The organism is Cohnella faecalis, from assembly GCF_003570905.1.
Classification (GTDB): domain Bacteria; phylum Bacillota; class Bacilli; order Paenibacillales; family Paenibacillaceae; genus Cohnella; species Cohnella faecalis.
The window spans coordinates 719,215-741,151 of the sequence record NZ_QXJM01000040.1 but is presented as its reverse complement, the minus strand read 5'-3'; the positions used below and the strand labels follow the sequence as shown (position 1 = coordinate 741,151).

Annotated in this window: 18 protein-coding genes and 1 pseudogene; 5 read left to right on the top strand and 14 right to left on the bottom strand. The window is 40.8% G+C overall.

What is annotated here, in order from left to right:
* The first annotated feature begins 106 nt into the window (after nt 1-106).
* The gene (locus D3H35_RS24805) at nt 107-955 is read left to right on the top strand and encodes an SDR family NAD(P)-dependent oxidoreductase (RefSeq protein ID WP_119151818.1); all 849 of its coding nucleotides are present in this window, start codon (nt 107-109) and stop codon (nt 953-955) included.
* 245 nt (nt 956-1,200) lie between these two features.
* Here the strand turns inward: D3H35_RS24805 and D3H35_RS24800 are convergent, their stop codons facing one another.
* The 7 genes from D3H35_RS24800 to D3H35_RS24775 all read right to left on the bottom strand — a co-directional run bounded on the left by D3H35_RS24800 (nt 1,201) and on the right by D3H35_RS24775 (nt 8,373).
* On the bottom strand, nt 1,201-1,962 hold the full coding sequence (locus tag D3H35_RS24800) for an SDR family NAD(P)-dependent oxidoreductase (protein ID WP_119151817.1): 762 nt from the start codon (nt 1,960-1,962) through the stop codon (nt 1,201-1,203).
* Between the two features lies 1 nt (nt 1,963).
* Nucleotides 1,964-2,464: an alpha-glucosidase C-terminal domain-containing protein gene (locus D3H35_RS32890; RefSeq protein ID WP_233568128.1), complete on the bottom strand. Its 501-nt coding sequence runs from the start codon at nt 2,462-2,464 to the stop codon at nt 1,964-1,966.
* Nucleotides 2,465-2,682: 218 nt separating this feature from the next.
* A complete protein-coding gene (locus D3H35_RS32885) occupies nt 2,683-3,633 on the bottom strand; it encodes an alpha-amylase family glycosyl hydrolase (RefSeq protein WP_233568127.1) in 951 nt (316 codons plus the stop codon).
* On the bottom strand, nt 3,627-5,108 hold the full coding sequence (locus D3H35_RS24790) for a glycoside hydrolase family 13 protein (RefSeq protein WP_119151816.1): 1,482 nt from the start codon (nt 5,106-5,108) through the stop codon (nt 3,627-3,629). Before D3H35_RS24790 ends, D3H35_RS32885 begins: the two co-directional genes overlap by 7 nt.
* Nucleotides 5,109-5,217: 109 nt before the next feature.
* A complete protein-coding gene (locus tag D3H35_RS24785) occupies nt 5,218-6,111 on the bottom strand; it encodes an AraC family transcriptional regulator (RefSeq protein ID WP_119151815.1) in 894 nt (297 codons plus the stop codon).
* A 218-nt stretch (nt 6,112-6,329) separates the two neighbouring features.
* Nucleotides 6,330-6,785: a DinB family protein gene (locus D3H35_RS24780; RefSeq protein ID WP_119151814.1), complete on the bottom strand. Its 456-nt coding sequence runs from the start codon at nt 6,783-6,785 to the stop codon at nt 6,330-6,332.
* A 28-nt stretch (nt 6,786-6,813) separates the two neighbouring features.
* Nucleotides 6,814-8,373, bottom strand: coding sequence for an SAM-dependent methyltransferase (locus D3H35_RS24775; protein ID WP_199728593.1), 1,560 nt, complete (start codon nt 8,371-8,373; stop codon nt 6,814-6,816).
* 719 nt (nt 8,374-9,092) lie between these two features.
* Here D3H35_RS24775 and D3H35_RS24770 point away from each other — a divergent pair.
* A pseudogene (locus D3H35_RS24770) lies at nt 9,093-10,507 on the top strand (MDR family MFS transporter).
* Nucleotides 10,508-10,793: 286 nt separating this feature from the next.
* Here D3H35_RS24770 and D3H35_RS24765 read toward each other — a convergent pair.
* The gene (locus D3H35_RS24765; protein ID WP_119151813.1) at nt 10,794-12,533 is read right to left on the bottom strand and encodes an ABC-F family ATP-binding cassette domain-containing protein; all 1,740 of its coding nucleotides are present in this window, start codon (nt 12,531-12,533) and stop codon (nt 10,794-10,796) included.
* 217 nt (nt 12,534-12,750) lie between these two features.
* On the opposite strand from D3H35_RS24765, the gene D3H35_RS24760 reads away from it, so the two are divergent.
* Entirely contained in the window at nt 12,751-13,644 is an 894-nt protein-coding gene (locus tag D3H35_RS24760; RefSeq protein ID WP_119151812.1) for a ketopantoate reductase family protein, read from the top strand.
* A gap of 166 nt (nt 13,645-13,810) precedes the next feature.
* Here the strand turns inward: D3H35_RS24760 and D3H35_RS24755 are convergent, their stop codons facing one another.
* From D3H35_RS24755 to D3H35_RS24745, 3 genes are all read right to left on the bottom strand, one after another.
* Entirely contained in the window at nt 13,811-15,385 is a 1,575-nt protein-coding gene (locus D3H35_RS24755; protein ID WP_119151811.1) for a recombinase family protein, read from the bottom strand.
* A 64-nt stretch (nt 15,386-15,449) separates the two neighbouring features.
* The gene (locus D3H35_RS35015; protein WP_119151810.1) at nt 15,450-15,623 is read right to left on the bottom strand and encodes a SymE family type I addiction module toxin; all 174 of its coding nucleotides are present in this window, start codon (nt 15,621-15,623) and stop codon (nt 15,450-15,452) included.
* Nucleotides 15,624-15,625: 2 nt separating this feature from the next.
* Nucleotides 15,626-16,480, bottom strand: coding sequence for a recombinase family protein (locus D3H35_RS24745; RefSeq protein ID WP_119151809.1), 855 nt, complete (start codon nt 16,478-16,480; stop codon nt 15,626-15,628).
* A 101-nt stretch (nt 16,481-16,581) separates the two neighbouring features.
* Here D3H35_RS24745 and D3H35_RS24740 point away from each other — a divergent pair, with 101 nt between their 5' ends.
* Entirely contained in the window at nt 16,582-18,021 is a 1,440-nt protein-coding gene (locus D3H35_RS24740; RefSeq protein WP_119151808.1) for a P-loop ATPase, Sll1717 family, read from the top strand.
* Nucleotides 18,022-18,222: 201 nt separating this feature from the next.
* Here D3H35_RS24740 and D3H35_RS24735 read toward each other — a convergent pair whose 3' ends face one another.
* Nucleotides 18,223-18,417: a hypothetical protein gene (locus D3H35_RS24735; protein ID WP_119151807.1), complete on the bottom strand. Its 195-nt coding sequence runs from the start codon at nt 18,415-18,417 to the stop codon at nt 18,223-18,225.
* Nucleotides 18,418-18,480: 63 nt separating this feature from the next.
* Nucleotides 18,481-19,494: a hypothetical protein gene (locus D3H35_RS24730; RefSeq protein ID WP_119151806.1), complete on the bottom strand. Its 1,014-nt coding sequence runs from the start codon at nt 19,492-19,494 to the stop codon at nt 18,481-18,483.
* A gap of 133 nt (nt 19,495-19,627) precedes the next feature.
* Here D3H35_RS24730 and D3H35_RS24725 point away from each other — a divergent pair, with 133 nt between their 5' ends.
* Entirely contained in the window at nt 19,628-19,831 is a 204-nt protein-coding gene (locus D3H35_RS24725) for a CopG family ribbon-helix-helix protein (protein WP_119151805.1), read from the top strand.
* A 109-nt stretch (nt 19,832-19,940) separates the two neighbouring features.
* Here D3H35_RS24725 and D3H35_RS24720 read toward each other — a convergent pair whose 3' ends face one another.
* Nucleotides 19,941-21,557 (bottom strand): TOTE conflict system archaeo-eukaryotic primase domain-containing protein, encoded by a 1,617-nt coding sequence (locus D3H35_RS24720; RefSeq protein ID WP_119151804.1) that lies wholly within the window; start codon nt 21,555-21,557, stop codon nt 19,941-19,943.
* Nucleotides 21,558-21,937: the final 380 nt, after the last annotated feature.

The window sequence follows — 21,937 nt, the reverse complement described above, 5'->3', positions numbered from 1 at the left end:
TTTATCCTTTGGACAAAAATTGGTTTTTCAGTCTTGACTTGGAGTCGACTCCAAGTTATAGAGTGAACCTTATCAGGAGAAATAACCCGGTAGGAGGAGACATGCAATGAATAAGGGACAACGTGAAAATATCGCCGCAATTACGGGCGCAAGCGCAGGGATCGGGTTGGCTTTAACCCGGAAATTGCTGTCAGAAAACTGGCAAGTGGTTGCTTTGAACCGTTCCGACTTTCCGCCGGACGATAGGAGGATCCAAGAAGCAATCCAGAGGGGATGGCTTCGAATTTATAAGACGGATAATCTTGCCGATTATGCCGCCTTGAGACGGGCTTTGGAAGAAGTCAAAAGCAAGGAGCAGCGGATCGATATTTTGTTCAACAACGCCGGAGGTTCCTTTTCCGAGCTGAGCTATTCGAAACAAGGACGCGAGTATCATTATGAGCTGATGACAGTCGTTCCGTATATTATTCTGATGGAATTGAAGGAACTTATAAAAAGCGGTCGCTTAAAAACGGTGATCAACACCTCATCTTCAGCTCTAAAATTTACAAAAGAGTTTACTATCGAGAGCCTGGAGCGCCCCAAAAGCTTTCGCAAGCTGCTTGGTCCTTATGCCACCTCCAAGTTAGCGCTCTCGCTGTGGACCCAGGCCATCGCGCCGCAGCTTGCCAAGGATGATATCAAGATCCGCAGCGTTGATCCGGGTGGCAACAACACGCTAAGGAAAGGAAAAAATTCCGGACTGCCCCTATTGGTCGCCCTGTTGATGAAACTGTTCTTCTCTCCGCCAACCCACGGAGCCAACAGGCTGTATGAAGGTGCCCTCGGGCAACACCAGAATGAAACCGGCGTGTTTTTGTTGAAAGATCAGGTTGCGGAATTAAAATCTAAAGATCAAGCGCGGAACGTTTTGGAAAGGATTAATTCGATTTACGAACACGAATTTTGTTTTTAACCTAAACCCATTTGCAAACAGGTCACCAACCAGCAACCTGTCACTACCCTCATGCCCGGGATTTATTCAGGCATCCGCCCGAGCTTAATACACAATTAAACCGGCCTTGAAGGTAGTGCTAGCGTCTATACGCACGACTTCTCCTGCCGTCATATTTAAGGAAATGACGGAAACGCCAGCAGCTGGGGGAGGGCACCGATTTCGGTGCCCTTTTTGCAAATTATTTTGATGCGGGCTTAAGTCGTTTACTGCGCAGTCCAACCTCCGTCAACCATTAGAGTGACACCCGTTACCATATCGCTTGCTGGTGAAGCAAGATAGATGACAGCACCTGCGACATCGCTAATCTCAGCTAAACGTCGGTTAGGTATTCTTGCCAGTACCCCTTCTAAATAAGCGGGATCATCCAGACGCTCTGAATTTCCTGGAGTATACGTAAAGGTTGGTCCGACTGCGTTCACATTCACACCCTTAGCGGACCATTCCAATGCCAGAACTTTCGTCAGCTGATTAACCCCGCCCTTGGAGGCACAATATACGGCATGATCTACGATGCCAACGACACTAGCCTGTGAGCTCATGTTTATGATCTTGCCATATCCCTGAGCGAGCATAATCTTCCCCGCCGATTGACAACAGAAAAACAAGCCTTTGAGGTTCACATCCATCATGTTGTCCCAAGCTTCTTCCGTAACATCGACCGCTGGATGATTATCACCCAGTCCGGCATTGTTAACTAAAATATCTATTTTTCCAAAGTGTATTTTTACCTGATGTATTACCGAGTCGATCTCCTTAACATCCCGAACATCCAGTGTAAAAGCTACAGCGTCGCCTCCGTCAGCCCGGATTTCCGATACCAAATGATCTAGTTGTTCCCTGTTTCTTGCTGCAACGGCAACCTTCGCGCCGGCGTGAGCCAATGCTTTTGCAAGCCCAAACCCGATCCCTTTACTAGCTCCTGTGATCATGGCAACCTTACCAGTCAAATCAAATGGCGGGTACATTCTAGAGGCCCTCCTCTTTCATGCATTCCCCTATTTTATATATGATAGTTTCATAGCTATTCATCCATAATGCTGAGTAATCTTTCTCGGCGTGAAGATCGTCCCCTCCGGTACGATAGAGCATATTACTCCTATCTTTGATAAATTCGTCTGCCAGGGTTTCCTGATCAAACTGAACGAGAACAGGGTCCTCCGACAAATTAACGACAATCAAAAGTTTGACGCCTTCGTGCTGCCTTATGTAGGACAACACCATGTCTTTCGAGTTGCGTATGAATTCTAGTTCGCCAGCCCAAAATGCCGGCTCATTTGTTCGAAGGTGGATCAGGAATTTATAGTGCTCGAACATCCTTGTATCGAACGAATCCCAGTTGAGTTTGTACTCATCGAATAAAGACGTCCATGTTTCCATCGTATTCTCATTAAACTCCTGTCCCATCATGATGAAGGGAACGCCTTCGAGCGTGAGTAAGATCGAAGCGGCAGGCCCTGCATGCTCCACGCCTAAATACTCCCCGATTCTGGACTGTTCTTTTTCCTCAAGCCAATTCATCCTCAGAGAATTTTTAGGAAAGCTGTACTTGTAAGAGTTATGAATCGTTATAAAATCATGCTGTGTAATCGTTCTATCGATCATCTGACGAATAAGAATTCGAGGATTTCCGTTGTAGGTTAAATCACAGGCTTCAATATGATGATATTCATCGTATGACTGAGAGATTAGGATGAGATCAGCTCTGACTTCCTGTAAGGCTTGCTTAATTTCCGTGAGGAAATCATAGGGGTAATGTCCGAATCATCCAATCGAATTCCGTCAAAATCAAACTCGGCAATCCAGTATTTCATAGCTTCAATGACATACTTCCTCATGTCGCGACTGCTAAATTGTAAACCGGCAAAATATTCACGATGAGGAACATCATAGTAGATCTCCTGTTGTTCATTATGAGTAAAATATTCCGGATGACTATCTGTCAGAATATGATCCCTGCTAGTACGGTTTAAGACCCAATCCAAAATGACTCTGATCCCGTTCTCATGGGCTTTGCGCATAAATAACAATAAATCATCTTTGGTTCCGAATTCAGGGTCTATCGAATAAAAATCTTTTACCGCGTAGGGATCACCGTATTTACCAATCCTACGTTCATGCCCCACTTCATTAAACGGCATTAGCCAAAGCGTATTGATTCCCAACTCTTTAAAATAATCTATCTGATCAGCAAGTCCACGGAAACCGTTGTCCGTGTACGCACGGAGATGAAGCTCATAAATGACCGATTTTTTAAGCCATTCCGGACTAGAAAGAGCTGTAAAGTTCTCATACATATATCCCGGGTGACTTTTTGAAATCTCATTTGTTCGGATCAGTACGTCACCATTTTCAGTTACCGTAATCGCAGAGTTATTCTGCCCATCTTCTGAAATACTCGGATTCAACGGGTCTACTATCCATGCTTCCCCATTCACCACAAATTTGTAGAGATGTCTTCCCTTAAGAATAGGCAATTCAATCTCCCAACCTGTCCCATCTTCCATTCTGTCCATGTAGTTTCTATCACCATTCCAATTATTAAAGGTCCCTGCTAGAGCAACACTATCAACGGGAGTATCCGTATAATAAACAAATCGGACACCCTTAGATCCCCTTGTTGGTAATTTAGTCAGCATGGTATAACCCCCCTTAAATAAATTCTGGCCTCGTAAGGCTGAAGACGGTCATCAACCCGTGTTTCGACCAAATCTGACTCTACATTGGAAAGCAACAATTTAATAGATTTGTCGGCTGAAACCTCGGGGATTTCCACATGTGCCGATGCGGCCGAGAAGTTCATAACCACGACCAATTGTTCATTTCTTAAAGTCCTTGAAAAGGCTAGAATGGACGTATTCTCAAGGAAAATGGATTCATATTTACCATAGACTGCAACGAGATGCTCTTTGCGAAGAGAAATTAATTTCTTGTAATAGTTCAATATGGAGTTTGGATCTTTCACAGCAGACTCCACATTGATCCATCTCGCATTGGGATTGGCTTGAACCCAAGGCGTTCCGGTTGTGAACCCGCCATGAGCTTGATCATTCCATTGCATGGGCGTTCGGGCGTTGTCTCTGCTTGATTGGTGGATGGCTCTCATGATCCGATCCTCCGTCCAACCTTCCTTCTGTGCTTGACGATAAAATTGATGGGTAACGACATCTCTATAATCATCAATCGACCAAGGAGTCTTCTCCCAACTCTCAAGACCTCCATTGCTACTGTCCATGCCTAAATGCTCAAAGTGAATGACCATATTAAGCTCGGCCCGATTTTCATCCACATACAACAGAGCCTCTTCTGGGCCCGTGTTTGCAGCTTCCCCGACGGTCATGATGTCATAGTGACTAAACACTTCTCGATTGAGATTTTGAATATGATCGTGTACTTTTGGAAGATTTGAACATAAATGATGTGCGGATACGATTTTCTCATGAGCCGGCGCTTCTGCATCCGGATAATTTTCCATCTTGACGATATGATTGATAGCATCGATACGAAAGCCATCCAAGCCTTTATCAAGCCACCATCGTACCATGCGATGAAGCTCCTCAATCAAAAGCGGATTCTCCCAATTCAGATCCGGTTGCTTTTGGGTGAAAAGGTGTAAATAATACTCCGCTGACTGTTCATCATATTCCCACGCAGAACCTCCAAAGAATGACGCCCAATTGGATGGTGGCTCCTTGTTTTCTTTCGCTTTCTTCCATATATAAAAATCTCGTTTAGGGCTGTCTTTGGATTCACGGGATTCAACGAACCAAGGATGCTCATCAGAAGTATGGTTTAAGACTAAATCTGCGATAACCTTGATTCCTTTGCGATGAGCTTCTGACAATAACTGTTCAAAATCTGCCATTGTTCCGAATTCCTCAGAAACAGCATAATAATCACTAATATCATAACCGTTATCAGCGTTTGGAGTTTTGTAGAAGGGACAGATCCAAATCACGTCAACGCCTAAATTATGTAGATAATCAAGCTTCGAAATAATCCCTTTAAGATCTCCAATGCCATCTCCATTGGTATCCATGAAACTTCTCGGGTAGATTTGATACACTACGCTTTCTTTCCACCATTTTCGTTTATAATCTACTTCTTGCACCATTTGAAGTCACCTCGAAGATTTTTTATCTATTCTCTTCTTCTAGCGTATCTGTATTGAAACAGGCTTCCAATATCCGATACTACTCCACAATGATGCTATTCTGTTGTGATCATCCGTCCCTGCCATGAATGGTTTCGTTAGCTCTGGCTATGATGGTGTCTTTAAAGCTTTTAGGGGAACAATGATGGACTCGTTTAAACAACTTGTAGAAATGTGAAATGTTCGGCAAGCCGACACGCTCAGCAATCTGAGCAATACTGAGATCTTCGGTCAGAAGCAAGCGCTCTGCATATTTGATTCTGCGTTGAATGACATAGTCAGTGAAGGTAACGCCCAGGGTCTGTTTAAAATATTTAAGGAAATAGGTATAGCTGAAATTGACGAGAAGACAAGCCTGCTCAACCGTTATTTTATCGGACAAATGAGCTTCCACATAATCAAAGACTACCTTTAGCTTGGCATAGTTCATCGATCGGTTATGTTCTAATAACCCCTCATTGTCATGACGTAATAATAAAAAAAGACATTTCTTCACCAAATAGTTAATGGCCATCTCATAGCCTCTTTGCTTCTGTTCATGCTCCTGCTGCAATTCCATTACCGTGCTGTATAATTGTTGCCGCAATTCGGAATTATCCCTAGCCAATGAGTTTAACCTTACCAAAGGCAGCAATGATTCCTGAAACAAATAAAGGACAGGAAGCATGTTGGAATCTAAGAATGCCTCCAGCTCGAATTGGATCACAACATAATCAACAACTTCGTTTTCTTTTCTCAGATCGAGATGGGGCTGGCAGGAACCCAAAATTAACACATCACCCGCTCGCAAGTGGTAAACTTCAGCTGGTGTATGAATTTCCATTCTCCCAGATCGCACAGCAATAATCTCTAACTGCGGATGAAAATGCCACCCATGCTGACATATTGCCGTAGTGTGAAAGCTACGCACTTGAATACGAAGCAGCGGATCTTTATATAGAATTGGCTCCTTAAATAGTTCCATAGGATAGATACCTCCAGAGCAGAGTTAATTCATAAAGTTCGCCAATACTTGTGGTACGGTTCAGTTTAACGCGGCTATCGGTGAAAATCGACCTAAGTATAGCCCCGCGCACAGAAAGCCACCGAAGTGATCGGCGGCCTGATTGTCGGTGATTCAACTATCGTATTCGTTAGTTCAATGCCAATCCCATTCCGAATAATGGTGATTATTAGGCCCTGTTAGAGCCTCGCGAACGTGATGTAATCGACTTGGGCAGGCTCTGCCGATTCGATCCGAAGTCCCCGGTTGATCTGGCCCCGGTGATATTGCCCATGTAGGAGAACCTGCGACAGGATGTCCCGGACGGACGTTCGGAACGGAACCCCGCTCTGGTTCGCATAGTCAACCATCTCGTCCAACTCGGATTCCTCGAGCCCTTCGATATAGACGCGATATTGCTCGGCGTTTTCTTCGAACATCGTCCGGATCGCCGTCAAGTCTTCCGCTTCTTCCCACAACGAATATGGCGCGCTGCCCTTGCCCTGCAATCGGGACAGCCAGACTCGTTCCGCCGCCGCGACGTGCCGAACCAGCTTCAGAAGGTCCTTGTCCTTCGTCCCACTCTCCTTAAGCGCGTCCAAGATGCGTTCGTCCGCCCAGTACATGTGTTCCATCATGCACTTGATCGTCTTCATTTCGGTTTCCCCCTCTTCGTCTTATCGATTACTCGCTTTCCGTGTTTATTCTTAACAATGCCATTGCCTCTTCATGACCAGGATCGAGCACTAATAACTCACGCAAGTAATGCGATGCCTCTTTGAATAACTCTAACTCGAAACAACAAATAGCTAGACAATAGTATACGGTCGATACGACTTCATCTTGCTCTTCAAGGATCGATATTTCCAAAAACCGTTTGGACTCCTCGTACATACTCATCTCAAACAGTACCAACCCCGCATCGAGCGCAAGATCGTACCGCTGCTCCATGACATAGTACGAGGACCACATTTGCTGTATGCCTGTCAAAAGATCCTGCCGTTCTTCATCATTCACATCCGACATTAGACCAGAGATCCGCTTCGTGCTCTGAATGAAAAATTCCGCATCGTATCCGCCCAAACGCCAAAAACTTAAGATTTGCTGCAGATCCATGCTCTCTAAATTGCGATCTACCCATACCTTCATGCTAAAAAATTCGTCCGGTCCAAAGCGTTCGATAAACCGACGATAAGCTAATCTCGTTTGGGCATAGTCCATCGGTTGTTCCAAATTGAGAATGCAACCCACATTAATATTTTTAAAATGATGCGGTGGAAATAACGCCGCAGCTCCTCTTTGTTCAAAGACATATTGAATCGCATGGTAGTTTGCCGTTAAAGAAAAACTGCCGTGCAGGATCAACTCCGGCGGCTCTGCGAATTTCCAGCTATCGAGCAAGTGATATCCTTTATCAGCCGTGACTAATAGAAATCCATGCTGCGACAACTTGTTTAGTCGCTCTAAGCAATTCAATCCTGCGACGGGGAATAAAATATGCGAATCTTCGAGCTGCTCCTTGTAGACGGCAATGACATCGCGGTATGGATAGGTTTCTTGTTCGTACTCCGCCGCCCGCCGATGCTCATAACTTAAAACGATTTGATTCAGCAATTCCGATGGTTTCAGTAAATCATGATGTTCGGGATATTCGACGTACACGTCCGCTTCATAAACCTGTCCATCGCCTATATAAAGCAACTCTTGCGGGATGCTGTCAAAAAAGTAGTTGGCTACAATGACTAACGGTTGTTGTAAGTCCCCTTGACGAATCATTACGTCTGACAGTTCGAGGTGCAGGGATGTATCATGCATAGCATCGAACCGCGAGAAGTCCAAGATCCCCTCGGCAATAAAAGCTTGCAGAGCGGGATGCTCCTTCCAAGCCCGAACATTGTTCATCGCCAGATCCGTCATCACATACTGGAACGCAGGCAATGCGATCCCTGCGTAATCCCTCAACCGGGATAACTCGCGCAACACATGGTAAGCAAAACGCCCCGCTCCCGCTCCAAGCTCCACGATCATCACGGGCTCCGAGCCATATCCCTTATTCGCCCGATCTTGAAGTAAACCGAAAATCATTTCTGCGTATGCGATCGCGATCATCGGATTGCTCGTTATGTATTGCGGCACTTGATCGTTGTTCCAAGCCTTCAATCCTTCTTCTTCGTAATATTGCCTCTGTAGGGCCCATATCGGTGCATCGCTGAAGCGATAACGCTGTTTTTGATTGAATATCATTAAGATTTATCCTGCTTTCTGAAAATTACTGAACTTTGCTTACTTACATTATAACCAAAATGAAACGACCGTTCCCCGATAAAATACCGGGAAGCGGTCGTTGCGTTACTATCGTTGTTTTCCACGTTATCCCTCGCCACTACTTGTTCTCAACCTAACCCCTACCATTCAACGAGCTTTCCAAGTCTCCTGCTAGTTTTCCGCAAAAAGCTTTTTTTATGATCTGCACGACAGGCTGACGATTCGGTGCCAAGGCACTTCGAAAAGTCGGCCTTTTTATTGATTTACCCTATTGAGTTAACCGGCACGATATCATAATCCCCAAACCTCATCCTGTCAAGAGATAATGCGCGAATGAGCGAAAAAACGGGGGCGCCCCACTAATGGTTTCGAATTAGGAATGAATTCCCGCGAATGAGAAGCATTTTCGCTTTTTCCAATTCATCCAGCTTCACGTAAAATTCTCTTCAGGTCAATGGGAGAAGGTAGACAGAAAAGGAGGGACTGCACTGCATGAACAGAGTGGACAAAATCAGATTTATGCTCCTTTACGGTAAAACGCCCGAAGCAGAATGCTACGGGTACATGGACATGAATGGCGGACATGAACTTGTCAGGGTACGGTCAATCGGCAAATTCGATGATGAAGGATAACTTGCACGACAGGCCGGCCATTCGGTGTCAAGGACAGAACAAAAAGAACGTTCGGGAGGTACAAGATGAACGAACAGGCTAGCGAAGCAAGCAGATTGAGGAGAGGGCCTATGTTAGCCGCGCTGCTCATAGGCGCATTTGTTGCTTTTCTTAGCGAAAATTTACTTGTCAATGCGTTTCCTGGTTTGATGCGGGAATTCAACGTTTCTGCTTCGACCATACAATGGTTATCGACGGGTTATATGCTCGTGATCGGCGTACTGGTGCCGGTGACCGCATTGCTGCAGCAGTGGTTCACGACTCGCCAGATGTTTATGTCTGCGATGGCGTTATTTTTAGCCGGCACCTGCTTGTGTGCAGGATCCCCTGGATTCGAAATTTTGCTGACGGGCAGGGTCGTTCAAGCTTGCGGGACAGGATTATTGGTTCCGTTGATGATGAATACGATTCTCGCTCTTTATCCTCTAGAACGGCGGGGTGCGGCCATGGGGCTCATGGGGCTGGTCATTATGGTCGCCCCTGTCATCGGGCCAGCTTTGTCTGGTCTGGTCATCGATACCTTACACTGGCGATGGCTATTCTTTATGGTGATTCCTGTCGCATTGTTTTCAATTATTTATGCATTCCTGTACTTAAAGAATGTGACAGAACTAACCAAGCCAAGGGTCGATCTTTTATCCATTATGTTATCGACCATCGGTTTCGGTTGCGTCATCTACGGCTTCGGACGAACAAATGTTTGGTCTGAGCTTAAGGGTTACGGTTTGATTGCTCTAGGAAGCCTCTTCTTGCTCTTGCTTATATGGAGGCAGCTCAAGATCAGAGAGCCGTTGATTGATCTGTCCGTATTCCGGCATCGCACTTTTTCTTTGGTTGCGGTATTGGTAGTCGTCCTGATGATGGTTCTATTCGCCACCACGACATTGCTGCCTATCTATTTGCAGAATGTGATGCAACTGACAGCATTCGCGGCAGGTTTACTTCTGATGCCCGGCTGTATTTTAAACGCAATGATGATGCCGGTGACGGGAAAATTATTCGATAAATTTGGGCCGAGATTCGTCATAGTGCCCGGATTGCTCTTGATCGCCATATCCTTATGGCTGTTTGCCGGTATCGACAGCGATACTGCGCAAGGTTTCGTTCTTTTTAATCATATCCTCTTATTTGTTGGCATATCGTTCGTCGTCATGCCGGCACAGACAACGGGATTAAATCAACTTCCGCGTCATCTAGTCGCCCATGGCACAGCCATATACAATACGCTCCAACAAATTGCCGGGGAATGGGCATCGCTTTGTTCGTTGGCGTCATGTCATCCGGATCCAATCGTTATCTTCAACATTCGCTCGATCCCACTGCGGTGCATGAGAAAACACAGAGTGTTCTTACCGGCCTACAAACGGTTTTTTGGATTGAATTTATTCTCGCCATACTTGTTTTGGTGCTGGGGTGTTTTGTAACAAAATCTAATCGTTAACCGAAGAAATCGAATATCACACGAAGCAGACATGGATCCATCATACCCTGATCAACGTTGGCCTTTGACGTTGCTCGTTGTAAACTAGCAATTAATTTCGCCCTACTTATGATAAGGCTCACCGTATCATCTATAGAGCGAAATCAAAAGGCACCCAGACAGGTGCCTTTTACTTTATCTAGATATTTTGAATATTATAAATGAATAACCGGTGAATCACTGTTTTTGAACCCACTCGAGCCTAATTAATGGAATTTTCTTAGTACATCAATTAGAGGGTTGTCATTTAAAGCAACTTAATCAGCTCTTCTAGCTCATCAACTAAACCTTTTGCAAGTTCAAAATCAGTATTCCTTAAAGCCAATTCTATTTTCATTTCAACTGCTTTTTTATTTTGTTCCGTTTCTAAATAGTCTTTATCAAAATGACTAGCATAAATCATCTGTCTAAATTTTCGCATACTCATTTTTCTAATCGTCTTATCGTTAATGATTAATACATAATCCATACCATTTACGACAGAATAGAAATCATGAGATATCATGAGAATCGCACCTTTATAGGCTTCAATTGCTTTCTCCAGTGCGATTTGTGTATAGGTGTCTAAATGGCTTGTCGGTTCATCAAGAAGCAATACGTTTGCTTTACTGGTAGAAACTTTAGCCAATTGAAGAATATTTTTTTCTCCACCAGATAAAGATTCTATCTTTTGATTAACGATTTCTCCTTCAAAGCCATAATGCGAAATATATGATCTGATCTCATCATACGTGTTAAACCCAGCATCGATGAATTCTTCTAGTATTGTATTTGAATCCTTTAGCATTTCGCCTTGAATCTGAGATAAATAAGCCACTTTAGCATCCGCATTTATTTCAATGGAATCATGATTATTGTTAAAGATGTCTCGAAGTAAAGTCGTTTTTCCGGTACCGTTTGGACCGATAATGGCCACTTTATCCGTAGATTTTATCTCAAAGCTAACATTGTCCAAGAGCAACTGATCGAAGGCAACACTATAATTACTTACATTTATAACAGTCATATCTTCAATTTCATTATCAATACCAAAACTAATATTCGGCTCCTTGATATCAACAAATGGCGCTTTAATTCTGCGTGCTTCCAATCTCGCTTGAAAACTAACTCTAGCTTTTAACGCTCTACCTTTAGAGGCGTCTGCATTAAAAGTTGCAATAGCTCTTAGATTATTTATAATTTTCTCGTTTCTCTTAAATTCTTCTTCCTCAGCGACTGCGAGTTCTTGTAACTCCATTTTAGTCTGAAGTAATGAGAAGTTATACTCCATATATCGCCCATCAAACTCTTGGATTTCCGTGTTTTCGAGGTGTATGATTTTGTTGAAACAATGATTCAATAGATATCGGTTATGCGTAACAACTAGCAGTATTCCTTTGTGAGCATTAATAAGATTTTTAAGCGCATTTAGGTTTTCAAAGTCTAAAAATACATCTGGTTCGTCCATAATCATTAAGTCCGGACTACCCAGCATTTCCTTCATCACTTGAATGAGTTTGAATTCCCCACCGCTCAGGTCGGATACCCTAACATCTTTTAGCTTCATGAGGTTTGCTAGATTTAATTTCTTATTTATGTTGCTTTCAAAATCTTCCCCACCGATTGAATCAAATGCGTCTAAAGCTAATTGATACTTTTCGAGTAACGGCTCAATATCCGATGATGTTTCCATTTCAGTACAAATCGTTTGTATTTCATTTTGTATCTTAATATATTTATCTCCGATATATTCAAAAACGGTTGTTTCTTTCGTTCTGTCTAGTGGAGAGAACTGACTTACATACCCCATTTTGCAGGTTGGGTCTATCTCTAACTTGCCCTCGAACAAATATCTTTCTGGATCTAACAGTATATCGACCAATGTACTTTTCCCGCTGCCACTTGTTCCTATGAAAGCGCAATGCTGTGCCTCTTCGAGCGTAAATGAAATGTTTTTATATAGTTCTTTTTGCGGAAATGAGAAGGATAAGCTTTCAACTTTTATCATAGTATTACCTTTCTTTATATCTGAAATAGTAAAATAGTGACTATTATTAGGTGTATTGTAGAGCATAGATTATATAAGTTTAGCGTTGTTAGCGTAACACTGTTTACAACCAACTTCAATCGGATTTGTATCCCCTCCCGCACGGAGCGCATCGACCAAGCTCATCCGAGCAGGTGGGTTGTCGTGGCCCGAAACCCATTTGAAAGGAAGGATTCTATTGAACACCAAGCCCTATCGACTTCTGATATTTGGCGCCGGCGTGGTTGGCAGTGTATACGCACTCCGCTTTGCACAATACGGACTGGACGTAACCTTGCTGGCACGAGGAAAGAGGTTGGAGGCACTTAAAAGGAACGGACTGTCATACAACGACAATGGAACGATCAAGCAAATATCGGTCAAGACGATTGACAAGCTTGAGAACGACGACATTTATGATTTTATCTTTGTTCCCGTACGATATGATCAGGCCGAATCTTCCCTGACTGCGATCAAGAACAATAAGAGCAAAACCATTGTCACTTTGACCAACACCATAGGATATGACAGCTGGCTTGAAATCGTGGGAGAACGGCTGCTCCCAGGATTCCCGGGTGCGGGTGGAGACATCAAAGAGGATGTTCTATACGCCCAATTTGGTTCCGAAAAACATCAGGGGACCATTTTTGGTGAAATAAATGGACGGACGACTGAAAGAGTGAAAGAGCTTGCCCAACTATTCGAATCGGTCAATTTGCATTATGAAATCCAAAAAGACATTCTGGCATTCCATATATCGCATATTGCGTTGGCTATCGTCAACAAGCATTTCTACACGAATGACGGAATGGTGGATATTGAGACAGCAAGAAGTATAAAGATTCTAAGCAAGATTGCCGCAGATATTAAACAGAACCTTCACCTGGTAGAGCAAGCCGGAATTCCGGTAATCCCACCAGAAACGAAGGCAATGGGAGAATTGCCTGAGAACGATATTATTTCCCGTTATCGTCAGTGGCTGAGCAATGACTTTATCATTGATGTAAAGCTTGGGAACCATGCTATCAGCCAAAAAGCGGAAATATTGTTATTAGATAAGATGTTTCATGAATTGATATCTATTCAGCGATAACATTACCTTTTGAGGATAATAATCATGAAAGCTAACTCATTAACAATATTTGTAATACCTGAGATGCCTGATAAACTGTAAGTATCGGTTCCCGCACTCACCAGTACACAGATTCTCGTCGAAATGCGCGCCTCTTGCTTAGTGAGATTCCTTATTCACCATAATTTCAGATTTCTGCTTTCGCCCTACTTATGATACGGTTCAGCGTGCCATGACTTGTTACAACATCATTACTTTCTACATCATCTGGACCATTATTATTTGGCAATTCAAATCTGAACTCAATGTGCTTAATCGTTCTATCCTCATTCAAGGTTATTTTCTCAATGAGCGAATCAAGCAACCGCTTCTTTAATTTCATATCAGCTTTTTGAAACATGGTTTGAAACTTCTTTAGTGCGTTATGCACGGCATTATAGTTCACTGTGTTATTGACCGATTTGACTAGCTCTTTCTCTAGAGCTTCTCTCTGTTCAACTCGTTCTTTAATTACTTTTTCGGTGAACTGTTTTATTTCCTTAAAGCTGTCCACATCAATCTTTCCCATGCTGTAATCCAACATCTGTTTATGCTTACCTTTTTCCAATTCTCGAATCTCTCTTAGAATCGTTTCTAGCTGCTTCTTCACCAGACTTAAATCCATCGTACCATTGTTGTTAAGCTCATTCACAACGCCCTTCACAATTTCTTGTGAAGCGATGAAATGAGCCAATCGTTCAATTACTGCTCTTTCAGTTTTCTCAGCATTAATAGTCCTTGCTTTACACGTTCCGTTTTGTTTGTACCTGCTACACATATAATAGCCTCTATATGTTCCGTCTGGCTTAGGTGCACTTGCAGGATGAAAATACATTTTTGCACCGCAATCTGGACATCTAAGAATGCTAGTCAGTAAATGAACGCCACTTGTACCACGCTTTGTTTTTCTTTTATTAGACTGCATGACGATTTGCGCCTTTTCAAAAGTTTCCTCGTCAATTATCGCCTGATGTTCCCCTACGACTAAAGTGTAGCTTTCATTCAGTTTGTTATGCTCCCGTCTTCTTCCAAATCGTATATAGCCCTTATACACTGGATTAGTCAAAATATCACGAACAACTATCGTATTAAACTCGTTGCCCTTTTTCGTCTTTATTCCAAGTTTGTTTAATCTGTCTCTGATCAACACTGGTCCTACGCCGTTCAGATACCATGTAAACATTTGCTTCACTACCTCAGCCTCTTCTGGATTGACTTGTATTGATTTATTAATCGAATTGTAGCCGAATAAAATACCACCATTCCATTTCCCATCCCTTGCTCGCTGATTCATACCAAGGACTACATTCTCAACAATATTGTTTCTCTCATACTCAGCAATAGAGCCCATCATTTGCATGAGCATGATACCTGCTGGAGTCGTTGTATCAAAATCAATATCTAGGCATTTGAAGCTGACATCATTTTTCTTCAGTTCTTGTACTATGGTCAGCGTGTCTACTAGATTTCTGGCTATTCTGGAGTATTTCCATACAATCACAAGATTGAACTTGCTTGATGCGCTGTCTTTCAGCATTTTTTGAAGTGCTGGCCGCTTTTTGTTTTTACCACTGATGCCCTCATCTGAATAAATACCCACTACTTCATAACCCTTATCCAAGCAAAACTTTGTTAATACACCCCTTTGAGCATCTAAGCTAAACCCTTCTTCTGCTTGTTCCTTTGTACTTACCCGAGTGTAAATTGCAACTTTCATTGTCATGCGAACCCTCTCCTATTTTGAATAGTAACCCAACATAGAGGATTATATGAACGACGCTCTGAGACTAAATTTCCACCACTCTAATAATTAATTGCCCCTGTATTTCTTCAACTACAACCTTGTATCCAATAGAAAACCCCAGATCATTCAGCCACTTGCCCTGAATTCTGATCTGAGGTATGAGTTGATTATTGATGAACGCACTGGAGACAGTAAGAACTCGTTTCTTCTTCGCCATAACTAAGCGTCCATCTTTCTTTTCTGTTCTCGCATTGCTTGGACCTTATTGAATAACTGTTTTGATATGATTGCTGGAATCGAAGCTTTAACCTGAATTTGATTCTTTTCTTTCTTACCGTCATAGCTAAGTAGTCCAGTGTACGAAGCATTGCGCAAAATATAGCATATTGAAGTCCTCGACCAGCTTTTATTGGCATCAGAGCTGCCAGGATCGTCTCCAGACTGTTTGATTAGCGAGCTAATATATTTTGCTATAAAACCATAGCTTTTACCCTCAGCGTACAACTGGAACATCTTGCGAACGAGTGTTGCTTCACACTCATTTACAACGAATTTGCCATCATCTATTAAGTAACCGAAAGGAATTTTTCCACCCGCATACTTGCCTGATTTAGCTGTAACTACACGACCAGAGCGTGTCCGTTCATTGATCAAGTTTCTCTCAAACTCTGCAAAGCTACCAAGCATTTGTAATGTGAGCATTCCTTGTGGCGTGGAAGTGTCAAAGTTCTCAGAGACGCTGATAAATGCAATATCATGTGGCTGTAAATCGTCTTCAATCATAATCAATAGATTCTTCAAATGACGATGAATTCTATCTGACTTAAACACGATTATTGCATCGATCTCATTGGATTTATCTTGAGCAAATTCAATCATTTTTACATATTCGATTCTTTCGTCAATTTTAGAGCCAGACTTAGCTTCATCGACAAAGATTCCTTTCAAATTCCAATTCTGACTGGTACAATATGCCTGAATACGCTTTTTCTGTTCAGCAATTGAAGTGTTATCTTTTTGCGTGTCTGAACTGATGCGAACATAGCCAAGAACAGATTTGATTTTTTGTTTCATAGACTAACCTCCTGTAAGTAACATCCATATGAATCTATGTGGACATCTTACTGAGGTGGGAATTGTTTGTACATAGAGAAGATGCAAAGGGGTTTTAGATAATGTACACATTAAACGATATTTTTCTCGGCAAAAATGACGGGAAGAAGGAAGCAAGTTATAGACCTGATTTTGAAAATTACTTCTACGATCATAACAAAATTTACCATAAAGTTATGCAAAATGAGAAATACTTAGTTTTAGGGAGAAAAGGAACCGGAAAATCAATATTAGGTGAGTTTATTAAAAAGAAAGCACAAAACGATGCTGAGTGGTTCTGTAATCTTTGTTCATATAAAGAATTCCAATTTCACGAATTGGTCAATTTAAAAAATGGTGATATTAAGCCAAATGAATATATCTCCATATGGGAATGGGTTATTTTACTTGAACTAGCTAAACTTTGTCTTGAAAACGAAAATCTTAGTTACTCAGAAACATGGCAGAAATTGAACAAATTCGTAAGGGACAATTTCTTTACAGTAAAGTTAAATGCGATGAAGATTATCGAAGTAACGCAACAAAACAAACTAAGTGGGAATTTGTTTAAATTTGGTGGAGAACATGGGAAAACAAAGAAATACAGTGTTGGCTCATATCTATACTATCTTGACGATTTGAGAGAAACTGTATTTGAATTACTTGCTGAAACAGATTGTAAATACACTTTAATTTATGATGAGCTAGATGATAAATTCAGAAACAACGAAATTTACAAAAACAGTATAATTAGCTTGATTAAAGCAGTGGACAAAATCAACTTATCTATGTTGGACAATAGAATCAATGGTAAAGTAACGGTTCTATTGAGAACGGATATTTTTTATATATTAAATGACCCAGACCTCAATAAGATAAAAATTGATAACTCTATAACTATTGATTGGGGAGCAACAATTCAAGTAGACTCACCGTTGTTTGATTTAGTATTTACAAAGATCAAAGCATCAGTGCCAGATTTAAAAGATAAGTCACGAGTAGAACTGTTTACTTTATTCTTTCCCGAACAAATACGACGAATTGATACTGAGAAGTTTTTGCTTGGTCGAACATTTTTCAGACCTAGAGATGTTGTTACTTACCTAAACTTCATAATTGAAAAGTATGCACAAGAGAGTCGGTTTAAAGAACATGCTTTTATCGAGTTGGAAAAAGATTATTCTACATACTTTTTTCAAGAAGTTAGAAATGAGTTGTCAGGCCATCTTGATGATTTGTTAATTGATGAAGGCACTCTACTGCTCAAACAATATAATAGAGGAGAATTTAAGTTCAAAAATTTGAAAGAATACTATGAAAAGAATAAAAGCATCTATCCAAATATAAAACTAGAGGAAATATTAAAAACCTTTTTTGAATTTGGACTGATAGGTAATAAATGGAAGAAAGATGGAATGGATAGATATTTTTACTCTTGGGCCTATCGTGATAACAAAGCAGTGATTGATTTCGATAAAGAATTTGCAATTCATGTTGGATTAAGAACGGAATTATCATTATGATGTTTAATTAATTAGAATTACTTGGACAAAAATGCTTTGCGGAGGCACGCGAGGATTGGAAGTCGGATATACTTTCATTCTTGTATTCCATATCAATAAATAAAATATGATACTACAAATAGTTAAATTTATTTGATTACTATTTGTAGTATCATATTTGTTTAAGTGTAAATTGAAATTGTAATACGAATGCTAATCTGATTACTTCTTGATTTCAATTTGAATTAGTCCTGCATCTACCATTCGTCCGACTAGCTCATTTATAGTACAGGTTAGCAACATCAGTTTGTGCATATCTTGTTCCGATAAAACTGTTAAGTTTAGTTTTTCCAGAAGTTGCTCTTTTTCTACAACACTTTTCACATACTGGTTAATCAAATCTAGATTCGTTTCCATTGTTTCAACTCCTTAACGTATAGTTGAAACTTATCGTACAGTTCATAAATTTGTAAGTACACGCTAAAAGTTGTACTTAGCTACTGTATGATTGCCAAGATTATTATAATCGTCATTGGAATTTTGCTTTACCCAATCCATAAAGATTGTAGGACCAATTTTTGAATCAGACCAAGTGCTTTCTGGTTGTGTATTTGCTTGAGCACTTCCCACTGTAACGGTTAGCCCCACTATCCTATCAGGCTTATTGATTATTATGGATGTCCTAAGAATAGGCAATCCTGTAGCGTATGCTGCGAATGTAAAGTCACGAGCTACCTTTTCAGCAGCACTTTTTAGGTAGGGACCATCTTCTAAATCATAAGTCGCCTCAACTACATACCTTCCGTCTCTTTGATAAATTTCAATCCCGTTTAATTCGCTAACAGCGTCTGTGATTGCTGACTCAATCTGATCCTCTTTAGAGACTTTTTCATTTATTTCTTTCTTTTTAGGCTCAGCATTGCTCTGGCTAGATGTTTGGCTGCTATCAGAGTTCTTTGTGAGTACATCTACAGAGAATCTACCATCCCATTCTTCTACGCTTTCACCGTCAAACGTATGATTCAGAGTTATTTCTTTTCCTGGTTCTAATGGTTTATCACCAGTTTGACTAGACAATATGGTATATGGCACAAGGCCAATATTATGTCCGACTGCATTATATAGCTGTATATTCACTAGAATCCAATTCACATTACTTGCAGAGTCATTCAGCAGGTTTGCCTTAAGAATAATATCGTTACCTTGTTTTGATAAAGCCATCTTATTAATCTTAATGCTCATTGTATTCTTGGATTTGAAGTCACTCAGAGCATACTCTTTGAAGCCTTGTGACAAATCACTCTGGATTTCCAAGTAGTCCAAAGCATTCTTTACGTCTGTATTACCTGTAGTTAGATTATTCACTTGTCCCTGTGCCACATAGTGATTGCTGTCGCTACTTCCGGATATTTTTTTGTATAGATGCATGATTAGAAAACCATTAAGAACGACCAATAATATTGCAATTATCCCTAGCCATTTGTACTTTGACATAGTAGCTCTCCTAGCGTTTAGTTTGAGTAATATTTTACCACGCTGATTCTAAATTGTAATTTATAATGATTGCAATTTGTGTTCTATTTTCGACCTCTTACAATTTCTATACTGATGTAAGAGGTGAACGCAAATGGATAATGATGATTTTATTGTGACACCTAAAGAGAAAAGTGTGACGATCACTATTCGAGTAGATAAAGCTATTGCTGATAAGTTAGATAGTTTGGCTCTACAAAGCGAACGTTCCAGAAATGAACTTATCAATATGGCCCTTGATTACGCTTTAAAGAACGTCAAATTTATGAGAAGCACAAGTGAAAATAAACGCAAATAAACCAGTCGCAATGACTGGTTTTGTGTTATTCGTATAAGCTGTTCAGATCGTTCCTGTTAGCTTAGAAATATAAACCGTTGTTCTTATCGTAACAAGCTTTTTCAGCGTTCTAAGAAGATTCTTGCGATTCCAAAATGTTATTATAAAGTGATTTCGTAAGCATTGATTTCAATTGAGTTACACTGTAGAAAGCCGATAAGATTTCCAACACATTGATCTTGCTGTCATAGTGGATCGTGTAACCTTTCGTAGATTCTTCATGCATAACATCCAATGCAATCTTATACCTGTTTGCTTTTGTTATACCTTTCTTGAAATCGATTCGCTCTATTATTTCTATTTTCCCTAAATGCTCTAAGCGTGTTATGCAAGGATTTATCGCCATTCTTCTTACATCCGAAATTCCCTCAATTTGATCGTAAGACATAAAGAATTGATTGTCGCCAAATAACTTAGCATGCCTAATGAACGCAACTAACACAGTCATTGCATTCCGTTCCATAATACCAATCTTATTCTCTTCATTTACGATATCAGCAAAAAAAGCAGCTTCATCTCTTGTCACAACGATACTATGAATTAACTTCCCCCTAAGCTCATACCCTCTGCTGTAGACATATTGGGCCTGAAACTTTGTATCTCTTATCGCTTCTACTCTAGAAGAACCATATCTACCTTCTTGGTTATCAAGCCAATCTAATAGCGCTGCTTCCGTTTCTTTCTGTGATAACTTGTAGTCATTCTTTAACCTTAATGCCAAATCAAAAGTCATGTCATGACGCTGGCCATGAGCTGTAACCTCGTAGCTGTTACAAAAAGAAAATATATCATTCTCTTGGAGTACTCGTGGTGCAATTTCAACTTTCTTTTCTATACGACGCATTGGAATGTGCTGCTTTTTTGCGACGGGCGCTATTTCTTTAACAACATCAGCAACCTTATTAAAGGAGTCTCTATCCAACGGGTCTATATCCAAAAAGTTTCTGTACTGTGATGGCTTATACTCAAGCGTATCAAGATTTACAAGACAACAAAAATTTGAACCATACTCTAAATTGATGTGATTCCGTCCAAGAGGTAGTTTAGCTGTTTTGCCTTGTTTCTTTTCATTTGTTATTTGCGGAATGATCTCAACATCAGCATTCTTTAATCCTTGTAAACCAGCCATAGCAATAATACACTGCTGAAACTCTTCAATTCGTTTTCTTTGAACGGGTTCGCTTAAATAAATAACAATATGGTAGCCCTTACTTCCGCTTCTATAACAATGTATGTACTCTTCTGAAATATACTCTTTAAGCGTAGTGATCAATCTTTTAGTACAGCGTTTAGCTAGAATGATTGCATCCTGACCATTCAAGGCCACATCAACATCGAAGAGAAACCACTTCGTGCTATAAGCATTACAAGGATAGCAAGCGATTGTTTGCTTTCCGAGCAGATGATTTTGCAGTACAGTATCACTAAGCGTTTGATCTTTATAAACAAATGCTTTGCCTCGCTCATGCACTTGAAAATGATTCTGAACCAGGTAGCCTTTTCTTCTAGAGATATACAGTTTATTGAATTGGTGGACTAATCTTTTGAGCATTTCAGGCTCAATTTCGATCTCTCCCTTGAAATCGTCATCTTGATTTGGACTTGAATACTGAGCATCCACAAGAAATTCATATAAGCTCATGAAATTAGTGTAGTATTTTACTCTTTTCGTGATATTCTTCTCCATTATCATTCTTCTTTCTTGTCATTTTCCAAGCAATTTGCTTCTTAATATATGAGCATGTCAAAACTCAAGCCCACATTATGAAAACATATGTCATCGCAATCTCTGAAGCTGATATGATAATAGAAGTAGCCCAGAACGCATTCTGATGTTATATAAATCGCTCTGCATAGCTCGTATCGTTCAATCCTACTTAAAACGATTCAGAGCTATCTGGATCGTCCGGATCGTTATGTATGAACTTTGTTTTTGTTTACTTCATGTTTATTTATGATCTCACATCTTGTAGGTGAGTTATAGTCTCAGTTTTGTATTCCATGTCTATAAAAGAATCAAGCAGTCCGATGCTTAACTCTATCTGAGATTAAGTAACTGACTGCTTT

Coding starts and splice junctions, on each gene's coding strand:
- D3H35_RS24780 (WP_119151814.1), bottom strand. CDS start 6,785: ATGAAGACGATCAAGTGCATGATGGAACACATGTACTGGGCGGACGAA.
- D3H35_RS35015 (WP_119151810.1), bottom strand. CDS start 15,623: ATGGCGAAGAAGAAACGAGTTCTTACTGTCTCCAGTGCGTTCATCAAT.
- D3H35_RS24745 (WP_119151809.1), bottom strand. CDS start 16,480: ATGAAACAAAAAATCAAATCTGTTCTTGGCTATGTTCGCATCAGTTCA.
- D3H35_RS24720 (WP_119151804.1), bottom strand. CDS start 21,557: ATGGAGAAGAATATCACGAAAAGAGTAAAATACTACACTAATTTCATG.
- D3H35_RS24800 (WP_119151817.1), bottom strand. CDS start 1,962: ATGTACCCGCCATTTGATTTGACTGGTAAGGTTGCCATGATCACAGGA.
- D3H35_RS24735 (WP_119151807.1), bottom strand. CDS start 18,417: ATGGAAACGAATCTAGATTTGATTAACCAGTATGTGAAAAGTGTTGTA.
- D3H35_RS24805 (WP_119151818.1), top strand. CDS start 107: ATGAATAAGGGACAACGTGAAAATATCGCCGCAATTACGGGCGCAAGC.
- D3H35_RS24740 (WP_119151808.1), top strand. CDS start 16,582: ATGTACACATTAAACGATATTTTTCTCGGCAAAAATGACGGGAAGAAG.
- D3H35_RS24730 (WP_119151806.1), bottom strand. CDS start 19,494: ATGTCAAAGTACAAATGGCTAGGGATAATTGCAATATTATTGGTCGTT.
- D3H35_RS24785 (WP_119151815.1), bottom strand. CDS start 6,111: ATGGAACTATTTAAGGAGCCAATTCTATATAAAGATCCGCTGCTTCGT.
- D3H35_RS32885 (WP_233568127.1), bottom strand. CDS start 3,633: ATGCTGACTAAATTACCAACAAGGGGATCTAAGGGTGTCCGATTTGTT.
- D3H35_RS24790 (WP_119151816.1), bottom strand. CDS start 5,108: ATGGTGCAAGAAGTAGATTATAAACGAAAATGGTGGAAAGAAAGCGTA.
- D3H35_RS24775 (WP_199728593.1), bottom strand. CDS start 8,373: ATGATATTCAATCAAAAACAGCGTTATCGCTTCAGCGATGCACCGATA.
- D3H35_RS24725 (WP_119151805.1), top strand. CDS start 19,628: ATGGATAATGATGATTTTATTGTGACACCTAAAGAGAAAAGTGTGACG.
- D3H35_RS24755 (WP_119151811.1), bottom strand. CDS start 15,385: ATGACAATGAAAGTTGCAATTTACACTCGGGTAAGTACAAAGGAACAA.
- D3H35_RS24765 (WP_119151813.1), bottom strand. CDS start 12,533: ATGATAAAAGTTGAAAGCTTATCCTTCTCATTTCCGCAAAAAGAACTA.